This window comes from Chitinophaga sp. 22308, assembly GCF_052045305.1.
GTDB classification, from domain to species: Bacteria; Bacteroidota; Bacteroidia; order Chitinophagales; family Chitinophagaceae; genus Chitinophaga; species Chitinophaga varians_A.
This window is the reverse complement of sequence record NZ_JBQEOP010000001.1, coordinates 665,828-685,303: the sequence shown is the minus strand read 5'-3', so window position 1 is coordinate 685,303 and position 19,476 is coordinate 665,828. Positions and strand designations below refer to the sequence as shown.

The 19,476-nt window shown below is 45.2% G+C and carries 14 protein-coding genes and 1 tRNA gene; 9 read left to right on the top strand and 6 right to left on the bottom strand.

Annotated features, from left to right (window positions below; translation table 11 throughout):
- The first annotated feature begins 19 nt into the window (after window positions 1-19).
- Entirely contained in the window at window positions 20-976 is a 957-nt protein-coding gene (locus ACTJJS_RS02705) for a hypothetical protein (RefSeq protein WP_440662301.1), read from the top strand.
- Window positions 977-979: 3 nt separating this feature from the next.
- Here ACTJJS_RS02705 and ACTJJS_RS02700 read toward each other — a convergent pair whose 3' ends face one another.
- Entirely contained in the window at window positions 980-1,876 is an 897-nt protein-coding gene (locus ACTJJS_RS02700) for an SDR family oxidoreductase (RefSeq protein ID WP_168869404.1), read from the bottom strand.
- 161 nt (window positions 1,877-2,037) lie between these two features.
- Window positions 2,038-4,098, bottom strand: a complete 2,061-nt coding sequence (locus ACTJJS_RS02695; RefSeq protein ID WP_440662300.1) for a prolyl oligopeptidase family serine peptidase — start codon at window positions 4,096-4,098, stop codon at window positions 2,038-2,040.
- A gap of 200 nt (window positions 4,099-4,298) precedes the next feature.
- Between ACTJJS_RS02695 and pfkA the strand changes: the two genes are divergently transcribed.
- Together pfkA and pyk are read left to right on the top strand one after the other, a co-directional pair.
- The gene (pfkA, locus tag ACTJJS_RS02690; protein ID WP_168869406.1) at window positions 4,299-5,279 is read left to right on the top strand and encodes a 6-phosphofructokinase; all 981 of its coding nucleotides are present in this window, start codon (window positions 4,299-4,301) and stop codon (window positions 5,277-5,279) included.
- 12 nt (window positions 5,280-5,291) lie between these two features.
- A complete protein-coding gene (gene pyk, locus ACTJJS_RS02685; protein ID WP_168869407.1) occupies window positions 5,292-6,779 on the top strand; it encodes a pyruvate kinase in 1,488 nt (495 codons plus the stop codon).
- 286 nt (window positions 6,780-7,065) lie between these two features.
- On the opposite strand, the gene ACTJJS_RS02680 is transcribed toward pyk, so the two are convergent.
- A complete protein-coding gene (locus ACTJJS_RS02680) occupies window positions 7,066-8,232 on the bottom strand; it encodes an MFS transporter (RefSeq protein WP_168869408.1) in 1,167 nt (388 codons plus the stop codon).
- 123 nt (window positions 8,233-8,355) lie between these two features.
- Between ACTJJS_RS02680 and ACTJJS_RS02675 the strand changes: the two genes are divergently transcribed.
- From ACTJJS_RS02675 to ACTJJS_RS02660, 4 genes are all read left to right on the top strand, one after another.
- A complete protein-coding gene (locus ACTJJS_RS02675; RefSeq protein ID WP_168869409.1) occupies window positions 8,356-9,711 on the top strand; it encodes an NAD-dependent succinate-semialdehyde dehydrogenase in 1,356 nt (451 codons plus the stop codon).
- A 7-nt stretch (window positions 9,712-9,718) separates the two neighbouring features.
- Entirely contained in the window at window positions 9,719-10,678 is a 960-nt protein-coding gene (gene coaA, locus ACTJJS_RS02670; RefSeq protein WP_440662299.1) for a type I pantothenate kinase, read from the top strand.
- Window positions 10,679-10,770: 92 nt separating this feature from the next.
- On the top strand, window positions 10,771-11,505 hold the full coding sequence (locus ACTJJS_RS02665) for an MBL fold metallo-hydrolase (RefSeq protein WP_440662298.1): 735 nt from the start codon (window positions 10,771-10,773) through the stop codon (window positions 11,503-11,505).
- A 61-nt stretch (window positions 11,506-11,566) separates the two neighbouring features.
- Window positions 11,567-11,639 (top strand) — tRNA-Lys (locus tag ACTJJS_RS02660).
- Between the two features lie 235 nt (window positions 11,640-11,874).
- On the opposite strand, the gene ACTJJS_RS02655 is transcribed toward ACTJJS_RS02660, so the two are convergent.
- Window positions 11,875-14,253 (bottom strand): N-6 DNA methylase, encoded by a 2,379-nt coding sequence (locus ACTJJS_RS02655; RefSeq protein ID WP_440662297.1) that lies wholly within the window; start codon window positions 14,251-14,253, stop codon window positions 11,875-11,877.
- A gap of 436 nt (window positions 14,254-14,689) precedes the next feature.
- Window positions 14,690-15,046, bottom strand: coding sequence for a hypothetical protein (locus ACTJJS_RS02650; RefSeq protein WP_440662296.1), 357 nt, complete (start codon window positions 15,044-15,046; stop codon window positions 14,690-14,692).
- Window positions 15,047-16,498: 1,452 nt separating this feature from the next.
- On the opposite strand from ACTJJS_RS02650, the gene ACTJJS_RS02645 reads away from it, so the two are divergent.
- A complete protein-coding gene (locus tag ACTJJS_RS02645; RefSeq protein WP_168869414.1) occupies window positions 16,499-17,680 on the top strand; it encodes a hypothetical protein in 1,182 nt (393 codons plus the stop codon).
- A gap of 30 nt (window positions 17,681-17,710) precedes the next feature.
- A complete protein-coding gene (locus ACTJJS_RS02640; protein ID WP_168869415.1) occupies window positions 17,711-18,139 on the top strand; it encodes a hypothetical protein in 429 nt (142 codons plus the stop codon).
- 327 nt (window positions 18,140-18,466) lie between these two features.
- Here the strand turns inward: ACTJJS_RS02640 and ACTJJS_RS02635 are convergent, their stop codons facing one another.
- Window positions 18,467-19,471, bottom strand: coding sequence for a TolB family protein (locus ACTJJS_RS02635; RefSeq protein ID WP_440662295.1), 1,005 nt, complete (start codon window positions 19,469-19,471; stop codon window positions 18,467-18,469).
- Between the last annotated feature and the right edge of the window lie 5 nt (window positions 19,472-19,476).

Sequence of the window (19,476 nt, the reverse complement as noted above, 5' to 3'; positions counted from 1 at the left end):
TAACCACAAACACCTCTTCATGTTGATACTACAGCAATATATCCAGGAAGTATTGTTCAGGCAGCGGATTTGCGTTGTTCCCCACATTGGCACCTTTTCCATCCAGCACTTTCCGGCCAGGTATAACGCCGGCGCACAAACGTTGTTGCCGCCGCGGGACCAGGTGGTCTTCACGCAGTCGTGGCAGGATGACGGCTCCTGCCTGGAATGGATAGCCCTGAAAGAGAACCTGGTGCCGGCTGTAGCGCAGCGGAAGCTGGAAAAGTACATTGAAGAATTCAGGGATGCCCTGCAACCCGGGCAGGCGCTGGAACTACCCGGTATTGGCAAGTTACAGGGCGATTTTGCCGGCAACCTGCATTTCCATCCGGAAGAGCTGCCGGTAGACCCTGCCGACATTTCCATTGCGCCGATACAGCGGGAAGAACCTGCTGTTCCGTCCGTACCGTCGGCCATTCCCCCTGCTTCTGCCATGACACCGGCCGAGGTGCCGGTGCCGCCGTCCGCTGAGGCTGTAGAGCCGGTGATGACCCTTGAGGAGGAAAACACGCTCGAGGCCGTGACAGAAGGCAGTATTTTCAGATGGTGGTGGGCCGTGGCCGGCGCGGTGATCCTGCTTGGCGGACTGGCCGCCTGGTGGTATATCGGCCGTCAGGCGCCTGTCAATATCCCTGCACCGGTCGTGACGATAGACAGCACCAAACATAGCCCTGCTCCCGACAGCAGCCGGGCGGCGATGCCGGCTGTGTCAGACTCTATTTCGTATTTCGTTGTGCTGGAGGAGTTCCAGGACAGCCTTTCAGCCGCCAAAAAAGCGGTAAAAAGGCAAAGCTGGAAACAGAATGTAGTGATGTACCGCCGCGATAATCTTTATAAAGTAGCCGTACCGGTAAGGTCTTTACCGATAGATACCACGAGCGAGTTGCAGGAAAACAGGAGTAAGTTCGGTATCAATAAGGCATACCTGGAATACTAGCGCTTATTTGATTTCCGCAGCCACGATGTCCAGTCCTTCTGCGAAAGTATGCGGATGATATCCCAGTTCCCTGACCGCCTTATCGATGATCAGGCCGGTTTTGGCCGGACGGGCGGCTGGCTGGGCGAGGCTTTTGGAGCTAATCTTTTCAATCAGGCTGGTGTCCAGCTGAAAATACTCGGCCGTTTTAAGGGCCATATCATAAGGTGTCAATACTTCACTGCCGGAAATATTGAACGTACCGGTTGCTTTCTTTTCTGCCAGCAGCAGGCATCCTGTGGCCAGGTCCTGGCACAGGGTAGGCGTACGCCACTGGTCGTCTACCACTTTGATCTTTTTACCCTGCTGGAGATTGTTTTTCACCCATGTGATCATATTACTGCGATGCGGATCGTTGGACACGCCGTATACCAGCACGGTACGCACGATGGCCCATGACAGCTTGCTGTTACGCACCAGTCGTTCTGCCGCCGCTTTGCTTGTACCATAATAATTGATGGGATTGACAGGAGCTTCTTCGTCATACGGGCCACTAAGGCCATCAAACACAAAGTCTGTAGAGAGGAAGATAAAGGAGGCGTTTATTTTTTCCGCCGCATTGACGAGATAACGGGTAGCGCCTACGTTGGTATCCCAGCAGGCATCTTTGTTTTTCTCGCAGTCGTCCACCTGTGACATGGCACCGCTGTGGATGATCAGGTCCGGCTGATGTTTCTGGACCAGCTGCTGTACGCTGCCGGCGTCCCGCAGGTTTGCCGCTTCGTAAATGTAATGGTCGCGTTGAGGGGAACGGTTAGTACCTCTGCCTGTGGCTATTACATCGTATGTCTTGTTTTGGACGAATACCGGGATCAGATGTTGTCCCAACAGTCCATTGCTACCTGTAATTAATACCTTCATAATGCCATATTAGTACGCTGTCTTTAAAGATAAGAAAAAAGCAATTACGAATTACGGATTACGAATTACGAATTGAGGGCTGTTTTATAGAAAGGCCAATAATTAACCGCTCTATAAGACAACCCTCAATTCGTAATTCGTAATCCGTAATTCGTAATTATCTAGGGTTTCATACCGAGATTATACATGGTGAAAGACCACATGTCTGTTGCCTCGTCGATCAGTTTGGACGTAGGTTTGCCTGCGCCGTGGCCTGCCTGTGTTTCAATGCGGATCAGCATCGGATTGGGGCCTGCGTTGCTGGCCTGCAATGTGGCGGCAAACTTAAAGGAGTGTGCCGGCACCACACGGTCGTCATGATCAGCAGTTGTAATCATCGTAGCCGGGTAAGCAACACCGGGTTTCAGGTTATGCAGCGGTGAGTATTTCACCAGGTATTTGAAGTCCTCTGCGTTGTCACTGCTGCCATATTCCACCGCCCAGGCCCAGCCGATGGTGAATTTCTGGAAGCGCAGCATATCCATTACCCCTACTGCCGGCAGCGCCACTTTAAAGAGATCGGGACGTTGCGTCATGCAGGCGCCTATCAGCAGGCCGCCGTTGGAACCGCCGCGGATCGCTATTTTAGCGGGATTGGTATATTTGGTTTTAACCAGGTATTCTGCTGCGCCGATGAAGTCATCGAACACATTTTGTTTCTTTTCCTTCATACCGGCTTTATGCCATGCTTCGCCATATTCGCTGCCACCGCGCAGCGCCACCACGGCATAGGTGCCGCCCTGTTCCATAAAGTACAGGTTGGAAACGCTGAAGGCGGGTGTTTGTGCGATATTGAAACCACCGTAACCGTAGATCAGCACGGGGTTGTTGCCGTTATTTTTCATGCCTTTCCTGGAAGACAGGAACATCGGCACTTTGGTGCCGTCTTTACTGGTGAAAAATACCTGTTTGGTTTCATAATCGTCCGGATTGAATTTTACCGCCGCTTTGTTGAACAGGGACATCTTACCTGTTTTGATATCATAGCGGTAAATCGTTGGCGGCGCTACGAAAGAGGTATAGGTAACGAACAGCTCCTGGTCTTCTTTCCGGCCATCGAAGCCGCTGGCAGTACCAATGCCCGGCAGTTTGACTTCATGTTCGAGGTGGCCGCTGTAATCATATTGATATACGCGGGTAGAAGCATCTTTCAGATATGACAGCAGCATTTTACCGCCGGCATTGCCTACATTCTGCAGTACTTCTTTTTTCTCCGGCACTATCAGTTTCCAGTTGGCTTCCGCCGGGCTGGCCGGATCGATCAGCACCACTTTATAATTAGGCGCCTGATGGTTGGTAAGCACCAGCAGTTTGCCGCCGTCATTGTCAATTACGGAGGGCTCGTTCGCGAAACCTTTCACCAGCAGGGAGAAGGACGTCTGTGCCGGATTTTGCATATCCCGGTACCAGAGCTCTCTGCCGGAAGTGCCTTCCGTGGTGGAGAGGATGAGAAAACGTTCATCTTCCGTTACGCTGACAGTAGCGTTGCGGAGCGGATGTTCCTTGGCCACGTAAATCAACTCGTCCTGTTCCTGTGGCTGGCCGATTTTATGAAAATATACTTTCTGGAATTCGTTCTTTTTGGACAGTTTGCTTTGTTCGTCCGGTTTGTCGTAGCGGCTGTAGTAGAAGCCGTCGCCTCTCCAGCTGAGGCCACTGAATTTGATCCATTCCAGTTTATCGGACAGCAACTGGCGGGTGGCCACGTCCATTACATATGCCTCCTGCCAGTCGGACCCCGCTTTGGCGATCAGGTAGGCCGCATATTTCCCGTCTTTGGAGAAAGTGAGGGCTCCCAGGGCGGTAGTACCGGAGGCTGACAGTTTGTTAGGATCTATAAATACTTCCGGGGTACCGTCGGGTGTTGTGCTGCGGTACAGGACGGCCTGGTTCTGCAGGCCATCATTTTTAAAGAAGTAATAATAATTGCCGTGTTTAACCGGCGCGCCGTTTTTGGGGTAGTTCCAGAGCTCTTCCAGTCTTTTTTTAACCGCGGGGCGGAAAGGGATGGCTTCGAGGTACTCCCGGGTCACTTTATTTTCAGCGTCCACCCAGGCTTTTGTTTCTGCGCTGTGGTCATCTTCGAGCCAGCGATAGGGATCAGGGATACGGGTGCCGTGGTAGTCATCAATGGTATCTACTTTTTTAGCTACCGGATATTGCCAGTTTTTTTGTTGTGCCATACCTTCCATAGTCATTAAACTCATGCCTAATATCAACCAACTCTTATTAGTCTTTTTCAACATGCCTATATTTTTTAAAAAAATTAGCTACTTTGTTTGATTAAAATTAAATATTTAGGTTAATTCATAAGATAACTGTTAGAAAACAATTGCAAAATGTTATTTTTGTGCGCCTTTAAGATATTTTTTTAGCAATTTATATGAAAAAATTGAACAACATTGCAGTCCTTACCTCCGGTGGAGATGCCCCGGGCATGAACGCAGCCGTTCGTGCGGTGGTAAGAACGGGCATTTATCATCAGCTGAATGTGTTCGGCGTCATGTATGGATATAGGGGAATTTTAAAGAACGAAATCTTCCCGATGGAGTCCAAATCTGTTGCCAACATTATTCAACGCGGAGGCACCATCTTAAAGACCGCCCGGTGCAAAGAGTTCTATGAATATGAAGGGCGAAAGAAAGCTTATGAAAATCTGAAAAAGCACAACATTGACGGGTTGATTGTGATCGGGGGAGATGGTTCGTTCAATGGAGCTCAGAAATTCAGCCAGGAATTTGACATTCCCTGTATAGGCTTGCCTGGTACTATTGACAAGGACATTGCGGGAACTGACAACACCATTGGTTTTGATACGGCGGTGAATACTGCGATCGATGCCATTGACAAAATCAGGGACACCGCAGACGCGCATGACCGGCTGTTTGTGATCGAAGTAATGGGCCGTGACGCCGGTTACATCGCTTTACACAGCGGTATCGCCACTGGTGCCGAGCATATTATGATGCCTGAGCGCAAAACCGAATTGCACGACATTATTGAAGAATTGCAGGCCAATGAACGCCGCAAAAAACTGGTAAATCTGATCGTGGTGGCTGAAGGTGACGAAACCGGAGGCGCCAATGAAGTAGCACGCCGCATTAAAGAAAGCTGTCCGCAACTGGATACCAGAGTATGTATCCTCGGACATATCCAAAGGGGTGGCTCTCCCTCCTGTACAGACCGTATCCTGGCAAGCCGTATGGGCTATGCCGCTGTAGACGCCCTCCTCGAAGGCATTCACAATGTCATGATCGGGATCGTAAACGACAAGATCCATTATACCCCCCTGGACAAAGCCGTTAAAGCCAAACAGGAAATTGACCCCGAATGGTTTAAGATTGTTAAAATTCTTGCGAGTTAAAAAATAAGACTTATGAGTACAAAGGATCTTTCGAAATACTATCACAAGCAGATGGACAACGCTGCCGGCAGAGCACACTCTTCCCGTAAAACAAAAATCGTGGCAACTGTTGGTCCGGCCTGTGATACCTATGAACAACTGCTGGCGCTGGTGAAAGCGGGCGTAAACGTATTCCGCCTCAACTTCTCCCACGGCTCGCACGAAGATAAACTGCGGATCATTGAATATATCCGTCAGATCAACAAAACCGAACCGTACAACGTAGCCATGCTCGGAGACCTTCAGGGACCGAAACTCCGCGTTGGTGAAATTGAAAATAACGCCCTGCCGCTGAAAAAAGGTGATATCCTCACCTTTGTCAACGAAAAAGTAGTGGGCAACATGGAAAAAATCTACGTTTCCTACCCTGACCTGTACAAAGATCTTCGCGTTGGCCAGAAAATCCTGCTGGACGACGGTAAAATCGAAACAGTAGTAAAGGAACTGCTTCCTACCGGTGAAATCAAAGCCGAAGTAAGCCTGCCTGGCGTGCTGTCTTCCAAAAAAGGTTTTAACCTGCCAGACACCAAAGTATCGCTGCCGGCCCTGACCGAAAAGGACGTGGTGGACCTCGAGTTCATCATCGACCAGGAACTGGACTGGGTAGCCCTGTCTTTCGTACGCAGCGTAAAAGACCTGACAGATCTGCGCAAGCGCCTGGAAGCAAGGAACTCCAAAATCAAAATCATCTCCAAAATAGAAAAACCGGAGGCGATCCAAAACCTGAAAGAAATCATCTGGGAAAGTGACGGCGTAATGATCGCCCGTGGCGACCTCGGCGTAGAACTGCCGGTAGAGCAGATCCCGATGATCCAGAAAGATATTATCCGTAAATGTATCCACCGCGCGAAGCCCGTTATCGTAGCTACGCAGATGATGGAAAGCATGATCGACCGCACCCGTCCGAACCGTTCCGAAATCACCGACGTGGCCAATGCCGTACTGGAAGGCTCCGACGCCGTGATGCTCAGCGGTGAGACCGCTACCGGACAGTTCCCTGAACTGGTGATCCAGACCATGCACAAAATCATCATGGAAGTGGAAAAAGAAGCGATCATCTACAACCGTAACCTGATCCCTCACCGCCACTCCCCCACCTTCCTCAGCGACGCCCTCTGCTACAACGCTTGTAAAATCGCTGAAGACCTGGACGCAGATGCCCTCATCGGCATGACCCAGAGTGGTTATACCGGCTTTATGCTGAGCAGCTACCGTCCACGCTCACCGCTGTACGTGTTCACCAAAGAAAGAACACTGGTAAACCAACTGAGCCTCAGCTGGGGTGTACGCGCCTTCTACTATGAAGAAGAAGAAAGCCTCGATGATATCGTATTCGATCAGATCAACATCCTGAAAGAAAGAGGATTCATCAAAGTGGGCGATGTGGCAGTAAACACCGGCAGCACGCCAGTAAAACTGCATCTGCCGACTAACATGCTCAAAATTACCCGTGTGGAATAGTTTTCTGCAGGAAATCTGACATTTTATATAAAAGGAGAGGCTCGCCTAAATGGCGAGCCTCTCCTTTTGGCCCAGGGCTGAAGCCCTGGGCTACGATTAGTTTTTGGGTCCTTGCATCAGTGGTAGCTATGACTGTTGGCGTGTAGTCTTGGTATGTGATGTCTACCCAGAAGCTATGGCTTTTGTAATGTTATATAAAGAAACTATAGCCCTAATGATAGGTGTATAGCGTTTATATGCGATGTAAAGAAACCGTAGCCCTGGTTTCTAAACGTAGCCCAGGGCTTCAGCCCTGGGAAGGCTTTTTGTAGGTAGCCAGATATATCATCAGCGCGGTAAGTATCAGCAGTGTGCCGGCTAAACACACCCCATTCCATTTACCTACTGACCAGACCCATAACCCTAAACCTGAGCCAACGGAAGTGCCGATAAAGCTGGTCGTCATAAACACGGTGTTCAGGCGGTTGCGTGCTTCCGGCAGCAGTGCGTATATGCGTGTCTGGTTGGAGACATGGATACCTTGTAAACCAAGGTCTATCGCGATGATTCCAATGATGATCCCGATGATGTTTGCCTGGAAGACATAAAACATCGCGTAACCGGCCAGCAGGAAGATGATACCATACCCAATGGCTATACGCGGATTCTTTTTGTCTGCGATGCGCCCTATCAACGGGGCGCCCAGTGCGCCCGCAGCAGCAGCCAGGCCCATCAGGCCTATTTGTTCGCTGGTGTACAGGAACGGTTTATCTGACAGCAGGAACACGACGGTGGTCCAGAACATGCCGAACATCGCAAAACAGCAGGCGTTGATAGCAGATGCCTCACGCAGCATCGGTTGTTCTTTGGCCAGTGTGAGCAACGACTTCATCAGGTCACCGTAGGTACCGGTGAACTGTGGTTTGCTTTGGGGAAACGAAAAGATCATGATTACCACGAGTAACGCACTGATACCCGCAGCGATGAAGAACATGGCACGCCAGCCCCAGTGGTGCCCCACTACGCCGCTCAGCGTGCGGGACAACAATATGCCAACCAGCAGTCCGCTCATAATAGTGCCGATCACCTTGCCCCTGTTGGCCGCATCAGTCAGATGTGCTGCCAGTGGCAGTATCAGTTGAGGTACTACAGACGTAAAACCTATCAGCAGTCCTGTGATTTTCAACATCAGGATGTTTTGGGAGAAGCCTGCTGCTGCGAGGGCCACTACGGCCGTTGCAGTCATGGCGATAATCTGCCCTTTACGCTCGAGCTTGTCACCCAACGGAACACAGAAGAGGAGCCCCAGCGCATAACCTACCTGTGTAAAAAAAGTCACCTGTCCCGCATTGCTTTCAGATACGCCGAACTCCTGACTCATCAGTACCAGCAGCGGCTGACTGTAATAAATATTAGCTACGATAAGGCCCGTGCAAAGGGCCATGATCATGATATTCCATTTGCTTAATGCCATATAACCTGTCTTTTGGAGATGCAAAGATACAGTTCTCCACTCATCCCGGCGGGAAAGAGTGTTTAATATGAAATGGCTAAATTTGTGATTATTTCACTGCTTACGGGCAAAAAGGTTACAGCTATGTTTACAAGTATCAATCCGTTTACACAGAAGACCATTGCTGAATATACGCCGCATACCCCTGCGGAAATTGAACAGAAGCTACAGACAGGAGAAAAGGCCTACCGCACGTTGTTACAGGTACCGCTGGAGCAGCGCCGGAAATGGATGATGCAGGTTGCAGGCTCACTAAAAGCTAACGTGGAAGCACATGCGGCCCTGATCACACAGGAGATGGGCAAAACGCTGAAGGAAGCCAGGGCAGAAGTGTTGAAATGTGCCGCCACCGCAGAATACTTCGCAGAGAACATCACTCAAATATTACAGCCACGGCCTATTGAGTCGGAGGCCTACAAAAGTTACGTGAGTTATGAGCCCAAGGGCATCATTCTCGCCATTATGCCGTGGAACTTCCCCTACTGGCAGGTTTTCCGTTTCGCTATTCCCAACGTATTAGCCGGTAACACCGGCCTGCTGAAGCACGCCAGCAATGTAAGCGGCTGTGCGCTGGCCATCGAAAAAGTGTTTATGGAATCCGGTTTTCCTGAGGGCACTTTCCAGTCGTTGCTCGTATCTTCCAAAGACCTGGAGCCGATTGTGGCCGATCCGCGGGTGCAGGGCGTAACGCTGACCGGCAGCACGCCCGCCGGTAAAAGTGTGGCCGCACTGGCAGGCAAATACCTGAAGAAAACGGTGCTGGAGCTGGGAGGCAGCGATCCGTTCATCGTGTTAAAAGATGCCGACCTGGAAGCCGCCGCCAGGACCGCCGTACAGGGACGTATGCAAAACGCGGGGCAGTCCTGCATTGCCGCCAAACGATGGATCGTGGAAAAAGAGATCGTGCCCGCCTTTACCGCCGCCGTGCGCCATCTGCTGGAGCACCTGCAGCAGGGCGATCCCACCCTCGACAGTACCAATATGGGGCCCATGGCCCGTCCGGACCTTGCCGAAGAACTGGCCAAACAGCTGCAGGACACCATCCGCCAGGGCGCCAAACTGGAATTGGGCGGCACCTATGAAGGATGTAACTTTGCCCCGACACTGTTGACCGGCGTCACCAGTGATATGACCGCTTTCCGGGAGGAGACGTTCGGACCGGTGGCCGTGATTATTGAAGCTGCCGACGAAGACGAAGCCATAGCGCTGGCCAACGAGACCGACTTCGGCCTTGGTTCCGCGCTGTGGACCAGCGACCTGGACAAAGCCGCCCGCCTGGCCACACGGATAGAAAGCGGCAACGTATTTATCAACGCGATGGTGCGGTCCGATGCCCGGCTGCCTTTTGGCGGTGTCAAACAATCCGGCTATGGCAGGGAGCTGTCACTGGAAGGCACACACGAATTTTTGAACATCAAGACTGTTTATATACAAGAATAACTGTAAAATGACCACGTCCCTTAAACGAGAACGATATACTCCCTATATCACTTTCTCCCGTGAAGAATGGGCAGAAACGAGCGGTGATGCGTTGCTGCAGCTGCAGGACTATTACGATCTGGAACAGCTGCAGGGCATGAACGAACCGCTTACGCAGGAGGAAATCACCCAGATATACCTGCCCCTGGCCCACCTGCTTAATTTGTACGTAAAATCGTCACAGACATTACACAAAGCCACCAGCAGTTTTCTCGGCAGCCAGGAGCTGAAAGTGCCTTACATCATCGGCATAGCAGGTAGTGTAGCCGTCGGCAAAAGCACCACCGCCCGTGTATTGCAACGGTTGTTACAGGCCTGGCCCGATCACCCGCGTGTAGACCTTGTCACCACCGACGGGTTCCTGTATCCCAACAAAACACTGGAAGCCAATAACATCATGAACCGTAAAGGCTTCCCTGAAAGTTATGATATCAAAAGGCTGATTCATTTCCTCGCAGATGTGAAGTCCGGCAAGGAAAGAGTGGCCGCGCCGCTCTACTCCCACCTGGAATATGACGTGCTGCCCGGTCAGCTGCAATGGATAGAACAACCCGACATCGTGATCGTGGAAGGCGTGAACGTGCTGCAGGTAAGACCCCGGCAACAACAGAAAGACCCGGCCATTTTCGTGTCAGATTTCTTCGATTTTTCTATTTATGTAGATGCTGCAGAAAAAGATATCCGCAAATGGTATATCTCCCGCTTCGAATCGTTGCGGGCCACCGCTTTCCAGAACCCGGAATCTTTCTTCCACCGCTATGCGCACCTGTCAGATGCCGCTACCGTGGAACTGGCCACCCAGATATGGGATGACATCAACAAACCCAACCTGGAACAGAATATCGCCCCTACCCGCTACCGCGCCAGCCTGATACTGGAAAAAGGGCACCATCATTTTGTGCAGTCCGTTAAACTGCGGAAGACTTAAACGTTTATTCGTTAGCGTTATATGACCACCGGTCCGTACTTAGCAGGTACGGACTATTTTTTATGGTATATTTGGTTTCTCATCTTAATATCATGCAAATACACTTTCTTCGTCACGCTACCGTTATCATAGCATGGGGCAGTCACAAGATACTGGTCGACCCGATGCTCAGCCACAAAGACGCCCTTGACACCGTTCCCAATGCTGCCAACACACGCCGGAATCCACTGATAGACCTACCCCTCAGCAATGCGGCACTGTCAGCCATGCTGGAAACAATTGACGCCGTGATCGTCACACATCTTCACCGGGACCACTGGGACGTGGCAGCACAGCAGCTCGTGCCCAAACACCTGCCCCTGTTCTGCCAACCGGAAGATGTGGAAAAACTCACCGCACAAGGTTTTACACAGCTCATACCCGTACACACCAGCAGCACCTGGGAAGGAATTCGTATATCCCGCACCGGTGGACAACATGGCACCGGTGAAATAGGCAAAATGATGGCGCCCGTATCCGGTTTTGTACTGGAAGAAGATGCAGACCGCCTCTATATCGCCGGTGACACCATCTGGTGCGATGAAGTAAAAGCCGCACTTGACCAATACCAGCCAACAGACACCATCGTCAATGCCGGCGCCGCACAGTTCATCACCGGAGATCCCATCACCATGACGGCCGAAGATGTGTTGCAGGTGCTGCAACACCCCGCACAAACCCGTGTAACAGCCTTACATATGGAAGCCATCAATCATTGTTACCTGACGAAAGAAATGCTGAAATCCGCTATTGGAGAAGGTTTCGGAGACAGATTGATTATTCCGTAAAAATATTTTTTTGGAAGTATGGAATAAATGTATACCTTCGCGCTCCATTCAACCGAATGATGATTCCGTAGCTCAGTTGGTAGAGCAATACACTTTTAATGTATGGGCCCTGGGTTCGAGTCCCAGCGGGATCACAACAAGAATATCAAAGGTTATTAAAGCCGCTTAAATCACAGGATTTAAGCGGCTTTTTTGTTTTTACCAATAAAAGGTAAATCATACAAAACGAATCTGAAAGGATACAAAAAAGGATACAGTAAATAATTTTAGCTTTACTGTATCCTTTTTTCTGGTAAAGGATTATTGACAGTACATTCTATGGATTTGATCTCGTTAAATTGAACGAAAATAGTTGTTGATAGCTTGGCACTATATTGATTTAAGATCATTCCATATTGGACAACTATCTACAATTGCATCTATTGTCTTGAAATCTATCTCTCCTTTCGATGTTACAGGAAGTGGAATTTGAATTTTATCTGTTTTATTCAGATAACATTTTCTACCATAAGAAAATCTCCAAATCTGGCTGTTTAACTGGGCTGTAATAAAAAGTATACTTTTGAGACTTAATTCTTTATTCGGTTTACATACGATGACATTGTCCTTTACCGCAAAAGTATAGGTGTGATAAAAAGAACTCATTGGCCAACTTCCGTCTGAGGCAATCGTTATGCAATCCTCGAATGTATGACTTTGAATATCAAAGTATCCCTCTGTGCCGTTTTCAATAGTTTTACAGGAAATAAGCGGCACGCCTCCGCTGTCGAGATCACCACTAACATGAAAGTCTCCAGTATTTACATGGCTAAACAAATCTTTTAATTTGAAATTTTTATAATTTAAGCTACCTGAAAAAGCAGTAGTTTTTTGAGACTTACTGAATTTTATAAATTTATTTTCAATTTGTTTAGTAGTTATCAAGAATGACACTAGCTCTCGTACAATTTTGTCTATTTCATTTACTGTCTCAGTAATTGAAGTTAACCCCTCATCTAAATATGCTTCAGGAATTAACTCCAGCTGTTTATCCGTAAAGTCTATTGGGGCAGTAATATAGCTCTTGGCTTTGTTTACCTGAAAGTTTTCCTCTTTTACAGCCTTAATTAAAAAAGGTTTAATTTCTTGAAACTCGTCTTTTGCTTTTATGGATGTTAATCGTTTCCCCTTACTTTTTACAAACCCATCAAAATTTACTTTTGCCCAAAAAACATTCAGATTAGCTGGGTGAGGAGAACCTTTTTTAATAAAGATACCAAGTGTTCTAACACCAACAGGGTAAAATAGATCCTCAGGAAATGTAACAACTGATAGAACAGTGTGGTGCTTTAACAAGTAATCCTTTCTCCAAGATAATTCTTCTCCACCTTTCAATAATATTGACATAGGTAAGATAGCAAACAATAATCCCTCATCTTGCATCTGGTTGAGAGCCTGTTCAACATAATGAAATTCTTTTTTTTGACTTCCCTTTTGTGCAAAGGGAGGATTCATTAAAACTTTAGTAATAGGAGGTATTCTAGATGGAGAATTTGCATCAAGATATTCAGCGACAGGAGCCCCATTGTTGTCTGTCGAATTTAGCCATTTATTAAAACAATTACCCTCAATAATATTATTTTTCCCATCCCCCCTGAAGATCATATTAACCAGGGCAAGGGCAACCACTGGATCCTGTTCTTCTATTCCATATATTCCATTTTTCTTAAATAGATCAAATTTTTTTTGATTTTTACATTTCCGTTTCACCTCATCCAAAGCAGCTACCAAAAATCCACCTGTGCCACAAGTTGGGTCAAATACTAAATCATCGTCCGTAATATCCAACACCTCTGCAGCATATCTTGTTAAATGTCTAGGAGTAAGCACAATCCCTATTTCCTTAGCACCATTTCCATACTTTAGAAAAACTTCATAGAACTTACCTAGAACATCTTTCCCAGACTTCATGGCAGATCTAATATTTAGCTCTAATAATTCTTGAATTGTATGAATTATGGCATTTTTAAACTTTATGTGATTGTCTTCACTAGATGGTAAGTCAATTTTTATAAATCGAGAGAAATCTTGTTTGCTATGCTTTTTTAGCATTAAATCTACCCTTGCATTTATAGATTGAATCAATATGCTTGGATTTACGGACAAATCTATGGTAGACCCCTCACTTAGCGCTAATAACAAAGCAGAAATAACTCTTGCTCTGTATTCCTTGTTAATTGCGCCTTCATGCAAAATTTGATTAATGTTTTCAGCAGCTTGCAAGAATTCTTTTTCATCAATTTCAAAATCGAGAATATTTCCCTTCCCTGTTTCAAGGATTTTTTCGATTTGATTTTTAGATAAAAGGCCCGTGACTTCATAGTCATTTTCAGTTATTACTTTCCATTTCCCATTCTCACAATATTTACTTTTAGCAATAAATCCTTCCTCATCGTTGCCTGCAATACCCGTAATAAATAAAGCCTTTACATGCTTGTCTTCATTTAATATATCCGCATAATCTTTTTCCGCTTCCTTTAAAGCTAAGTCTAACTTGCTTCTGGAGTTTTTAGCCTCTATGACATACAAAACTCCCTTATTTATTTCAACAATATTTTCAGGACGTTGATTTTTTAAAAACTTTGCAACTGTTGGTATATTTTGACATTCTTGTTGTGTATAGACTTGTTGTTTAACCCAACCTTTTTTATTGACTAATTCTGACAATATATAATTATATGCGTGGACTTCGGAACGTTTCTGGGCCATATTTCAGGTTTAATTGGGCCAAATATAACAACAGTTCTTGGGAGTATCAATATTTTTTTGAATTTTACGGAAAATACCATATTGCACTGGCGTCTCTTAAAACTCCGAGGCATAATTTTTTTAATCATTCGCTAATTTGCTAAAATAGTTTAAAACTAATCATTTCAGAAAGATACAAATTCGGATACAGTAGCTTTTAAAACCGTGAAAAGTGGCTCTGATAGAGCCTTTGATATAGTCCCAGCGGGATCACAGACAACTTACAAACCTCGCGCTAGTCGCGGGGTTTTGTTTTTTAGTTGAGCGGTTAGTCGAGTTCCTTTTGTATAACCCCGATTTCTTTCCCGTACTTTATACAGGTTAATTACCCTTTACTAAAGTATATTATCTGTTACATAATCCTTAGGGCCTAAGTTTTAAACTCTTGTTCTAATTGTTATTTTTTGGTGTTTTTGTCTGTTATTTTTAGCAGGCAGTTTTTCTCGGTTGCTTTCTTTTTAGCAATATCAGGGGGCGGAGATTGCTTCACCGCATCTTTGTTTGCGGCTTGAAGAAATGGATTGTCATCAATTTTCGTACTGCATTTGTTTGCAGTTTGAAGAAAAGGATCGGTGGTAATGTTTGATGTGGCGGCTGCCTGGAAAATAGGGGCAATAGCGCTTCTCATGCCAGCCGTAGCTGCAGCTAATTTTTCCTTCGAGATCGGAAATCTCACTGCCCTTTTGCTTAAAAGAATTGTTAATTCCTCCAGGTCTCCTTTTCTGCTATTTGCAATGTTTTTTTTAGAGACCATTTTCTACTTATACATTCATGTTCAAGTTCCCAATTTTCTTTGAATAAATATACAGTACAAAGTCTGATTAGATCGGTCGCTACTTTTTTATAATTGCTGCGTGTAATATCATATTTATCAAGAGCAATCTTCTGCCGTATAATCTTCTCCACTGAATGTTCCGTGTCTTTAATTCTATATCATTACAGAATGAACACCCGGTGATTTCATGAGAGAGCTAAAAATGAAGATAGCAGACGCCTCTAACTCTTATTTGAAATTCAAATCATCATCCTGGATGACCTCTAAGTCACACTATTTTAAGTTTGTTTTTTTTGAAAATCGGAATATTTTATATTGCTATTCTTTTTAAAAAATTTTTGTCAAAAAAATTGTCAACTTCAATAAATAAATCCTATATTCATATTGGTCAACTTGAAATAACCTGGAAAAAGCAGCTTCATTTGATTGGACAAAAAAGTTTTTTATAGCTCAGTTTCTTTTAGTTTGTAAACCAGTTTGTATTAACCATTCAATAAGTCCATTAAAGAAATCCAATTGTCGTATCTAAGAAATGTACTGAGTTACGGCTATTGAGGTTTACTCCATATAACGGTTGATATAGATTGTATCTGAAATAAGAAATAAAATCAGGAGATACAGCATCAATTGAGATCCCCAAAGAACCTCATAGAGCAGTTAACTCAAAAACAATATAATTGTTGTTAAGACTGGTTTGTAATGCCTGTTAAGCCCTAAGTGTACTGTATATTGATACTTCAATTATTAACAGTGATAATCTCCAAAGAACAACCGAAAGTCATTATGATCTTTTCATATTGATCCGGCTTTTAGCGCCGTTAATACTTAATGTAAACCTGTTATGCCTTAAAAAAAGTTATACGGATGAATACCAGATAAGAATACTTTCAACATCGATTTAATCCAATAGCATTGATTAAATTTTTTATTCTTTAGCTCCTAAAATGTTAATCCTTATGAAAAGATTTAAAATGTCATTAGTCATGACGCCGTTTGCTGGTTTATCATGCACCAGACTAAGAAACGCGCTATCAAACAATCCTGGGAAGTTTATTTTCCGGCTAAATTACCCACGAATATTCTTTTCGCAATAATGACCTCACTACAGCGGAACAGGTTTAATAAATGATGATCCGCCCGAAGCATTCCTCATTTTTCAAAAAGCCATGTAAGAAATGTCTTCTGAGGTTGGGTCATTCCAATTATTTGATCCATATTTGTGCTGATAAATCCTATCGATTTATTAAAGACGGTTCTCTTTTGTTTCATACCAAATCATGCCCCTTTTTCATGCTCTTTCTCCTTCTTTGAATATATTTTGTACAACTTTTTTGTTACCCACATCTTTTCATCCCAAATTCTTAGTTTAAAAAACCACCGGACTATTGTTGTAAGAAAGCAACATAATAACATCAAATATAATCTCAAAATATGCCACAAATCACCACTTACACTGTGGATGCCGCGAAACGCCGCATCATCACAGTTGAAAACATGGAAGAGTTAGGAATAACACCTAACTTAATTCAGGATTTTTTGAATAAAAAAGTACCTGAATTAAAAAGGGTTAAAGTAGATCAAAAAGGAGTACCTGTGCTGGATAGTAAAAATCAACAAATCCCGTTATGGCCAGTAGGGGTTTCTATAAACGATCAGAAATTTGGTAATTTCCCTGATCCGAACGCTGCACAAAGAGGATGGATCGGATTTTTCGAAATTGGAGCCCCCTTATTTGAAGAAAGGTCGAATATCATTCCACCCGTTGCGGATGTAATATCTACCAGGACCTATGACAATAGATCTGCTGAGGTACGTCAGTTTTCCGACACTATTGAATTTACTATAGAAAATACCATCTCCTGGACTTTATCAACTACGGGAAGTGCTACTTTTGGCGGATTGGTTGCCGGGGAACTACAAGGACAAATCTCACAGACTATACAGACGATTTTGACAGAGAGTTTGACTAATAGCCTACAAAATCTTACCGGCAATGTTACCAAACAAAACCATCATGATCATAATCATAAAGACGATATAGGTACTGAAGATGAATCTGGTGCTGAAAGTAAATCGGAAGTTACTACAAAAACGGATATTGCTTCCACCAATTCAAACATGGTAAGTTTCACAGGAACAGGTACTGCTATCGGTCGTGGAGAGTTACATGCAGAACTAGGGCTTTCTTTGACGGGCACAATTTCTGGTACAGTAACAACATCATGGAATTCAAGTTCTAATGTTTCAGGTAGTATTTCTCCCAACTCCCGCGTTGAAACCACAGCAACACAAAGGCGTCAGGTGAAGCAATTTACCTATGAAATACCCATTACGTTTGGTGGATATATTGCATTGAATTATGACGACTTAGTTCTTCCTATTGCGGATGGGAATGGACCGCCACTTGCAAGTACTAATTATTTAACTCCGTCTAAAGTAATTCCTGTTAATATATCTTATTTGCAGCTTGTAGAATCAAGTAAATTATACAGAGCAAAAGGAATGGCAGAAACAGTATCAGTTCTGGATGTAGTCCATGCTATTTTTGACACTAAGCCGCTTTATAGAGATGCTAATCAAAAATTTGGAACAGAGCGTCCTCATAATTTGTAAAATTAATATAACTTATCTAAATACAACAATATGGCATTTCAAGATATTTTCAATTTTGCCCGCAGTTTATCTGGTGGGGGAAGTACAGCAGAAGAGCAACTTTCGGGATTCATACCAAAAAAAGAAAATGAATCAGTCAGTGTCGCTCCTCACGATCCGTTTAAACCAGAACAACCAGTTCAACAAGATCCGAAAATCGTGAGAGAAACTTCTCCACAATCCAATATAGTATTCAACTTCATCAAATCAGTGACGGCTGATATTAACCAATGTGGTAACAGCGTAGAAACATCGATGGCTAATCCTTCGACGGTAGTTGATCCTGGTGCAGGAGTGATGGGTAAAGCCAGAGAGACTTCTGATAAGGTTAAGAATGATACTCCGGTTTCCGATACAGTAGTGACTCCTCCTCCTAAACCTAAGAATGAGAAACCAGAGGCATGGAATCCTGATAAATAGGCTAAAAATAAGTATCTAATCAGGTGTTTTTTATCAAAAAAACCGGTGGGTCCTAAAAACCTGATAGATATGCTAAGTTACTAGTTCAGTAGTTTTTTAAAATAAGAATTTGGGATGAAAAAATGTGGATAACAAAAAAATTATGTAGAAGGTATTCAAAGGAGGAGCCGGACCACTAGAAATTTCAAAGCCTGCGACCAGCGCAGGCTTTATTCATTTACGCTCTTTTTTACTCAATTAAAGCCGCAGATTCTACGCAGCATTTTGACCTCCCGGCATTTTAGAGATAAAACCAGGCCAGTGGGGATTAGCGTCATATAATAGTCCCTATCGCCATTCCATAGGATCGCTGTCTGCCGGCACCCGGTTATTTCTTTTTCCTGGTTGCGGAAAGTGAAATACTGCATTATTGTTTTCTACATTATAGGTATTCCCGTCGGCGGGCATAATAGAGATTCCCCATACGCTGCTGCCCAGTGCGATGCCCTGGCCTGAGCCGCCAATGGTCCAGGGTACTCCCACTGATTGTATCAGGTCGGAGCCGAAAGCCAGCAAGGCGCCATCGGGAGAAAAGGCGGGAGCGCCTTCTGTTTCATTGCCCTGGGTAATCTGCTTAAGCCCCGAGCCATCGGTGTTGATCATCCAGAGATGGGCATTATCGTCGCCGGGCATAGCTCCCATAAATACCAGGCTGGTACCCGCATTATTCGCTGCCAGTTGGCTAATCATATTGAAATTATTGAAAGAGGCAATCCTGCGAAAGTCGGAAAAGGTGGTGTTGCTCCTGTACAGGGTTTTGTTAATAGTGAAGAGCAATGTATTATCAGGCATCCACTGCAGATTGCCGGTGAAACTTCCGGAGGTGGCGTATATGTTGTACAGGGCGTTTCCCTGGGTATCTACGATAAATATCTTCCCATTGTAAGGAGCTGTAATGGCAATCATAGCGCCATCAGGAGAAAAGATGGGACGGGTAGCATTGGCGTAGCCGCTGTACCATTTGAAAGAGGAGAGTACGGCGCCACTATTAGCGTCTCTAATTTTGTATAAATCGTAGTTCCGGTTATTGGGATCGTCCGGATCTGATGTTTCCAGTATTTTTTTCCCATCGCGACTAACATCCCAATAATACCGGCTCACATCATAGGGAAGTACCTGGGTTTTCTTACCTGTTCTTACATCCATTTTAAATATTCCTTCATTGGTGTCGTGGAAATAGATACTTCCGGTGCCTTTACCGGTACCGCCGACGCCATTATTGCCATCACTTTTTTTACAGGAAAAGGAGGCCGCTATCAAAAGGGGTGCTAACCAAATAAGAACTTTTTTCATATCTT

Bases quoted from the DNA above. Each gene is read 5' to 3' on its own strand.
- ACTJJS_RS02705 (WP_440662301.1), top strand. From the start codon at position 20: ATGTTGATACTACAGCAATATATCCAGGAAGTATTGTTCAGGCAGCGG.
- ACTJJS_RS02645 (WP_168869414.1), top strand. From the start codon at position 16,499: ATGCCACAAATCACCACTTACACTGTGGATGCCGCGAAACGCCGCATC.
- coaA (WP_440662299.1), top strand. From the start codon at position 9,719: ATGACCACGTCCCTTAAACGAGAACGATATACTCCCTATATCACTTTC.
- ACTJJS_RS02640 (WP_168869415.1), top strand. From the start codon at position 17,711: ATGGCATTTCAAGATATTTTCAATTTTGCCCGCAGTTTATCTGGTGGG.
- ACTJJS_RS02675 (WP_168869409.1), top strand. From the start codon at position 8,356: ATGTTTACAAGTATCAATCCGTTTACACAGAAGACCATTGCTGAATAT.
- ACTJJS_RS02700 (WP_168869404.1), bottom strand. From the start codon at position 1,876: ATGAAGGTATTAATTACAGGTAGCAATGGACTGTTGGGACAACATCTG.
- ACTJJS_RS02695 (WP_440662300.1), bottom strand. From the start codon at position 4,098: ATGGCACAACAAAAAAACTGGCAATATCCGGTAGCTAAAAAAGTAGAT.
- ACTJJS_RS02655 (WP_440662297.1), bottom strand. From the start codon at position 14,253: ATGGCCCAGAAACGTTCCGAAGTCCACGCATATAATTATATATTGTCA.
- ACTJJS_RS02680 (WP_168869408.1), bottom strand. From the start codon at position 8,232: ATGGCATTAAGCAAATGGAATATCATGATCATGGCCCTTTGCACGGGC.
- pyk (WP_168869407.1), top strand. From the start codon at position 5,292: ATGAGTACAAAGGATCTTTCGAAATACTATCACAAGCAGATGGACAAC.
- pfkA (WP_168869406.1), top strand. From the start codon at position 4,299: ATGAAAAAATTGAACAACATTGCAGTCCTTACCTCCGGTGGAGATGCC.
- ACTJJS_RS02650 (WP_440662296.1), bottom strand. From the start codon at position 15,046: ATGGTCTCTAAAAAAAACATTGCAAATAGCAGAAAAGGAGACCTGGAG.
- ACTJJS_RS02635 (WP_440662295.1), bottom strand. From the start codon at position 19,471: ATGAAAAAAGTTCTTATTTGGTTAGCACCCCTTTTGATAGCGGCCTCC.
- ACTJJS_RS02665 (WP_440662298.1), top strand. From the start codon at position 10,771: ATGCAAATACACTTTCTTCGTCACGCTACCGTTATCATAGCATGGGGC.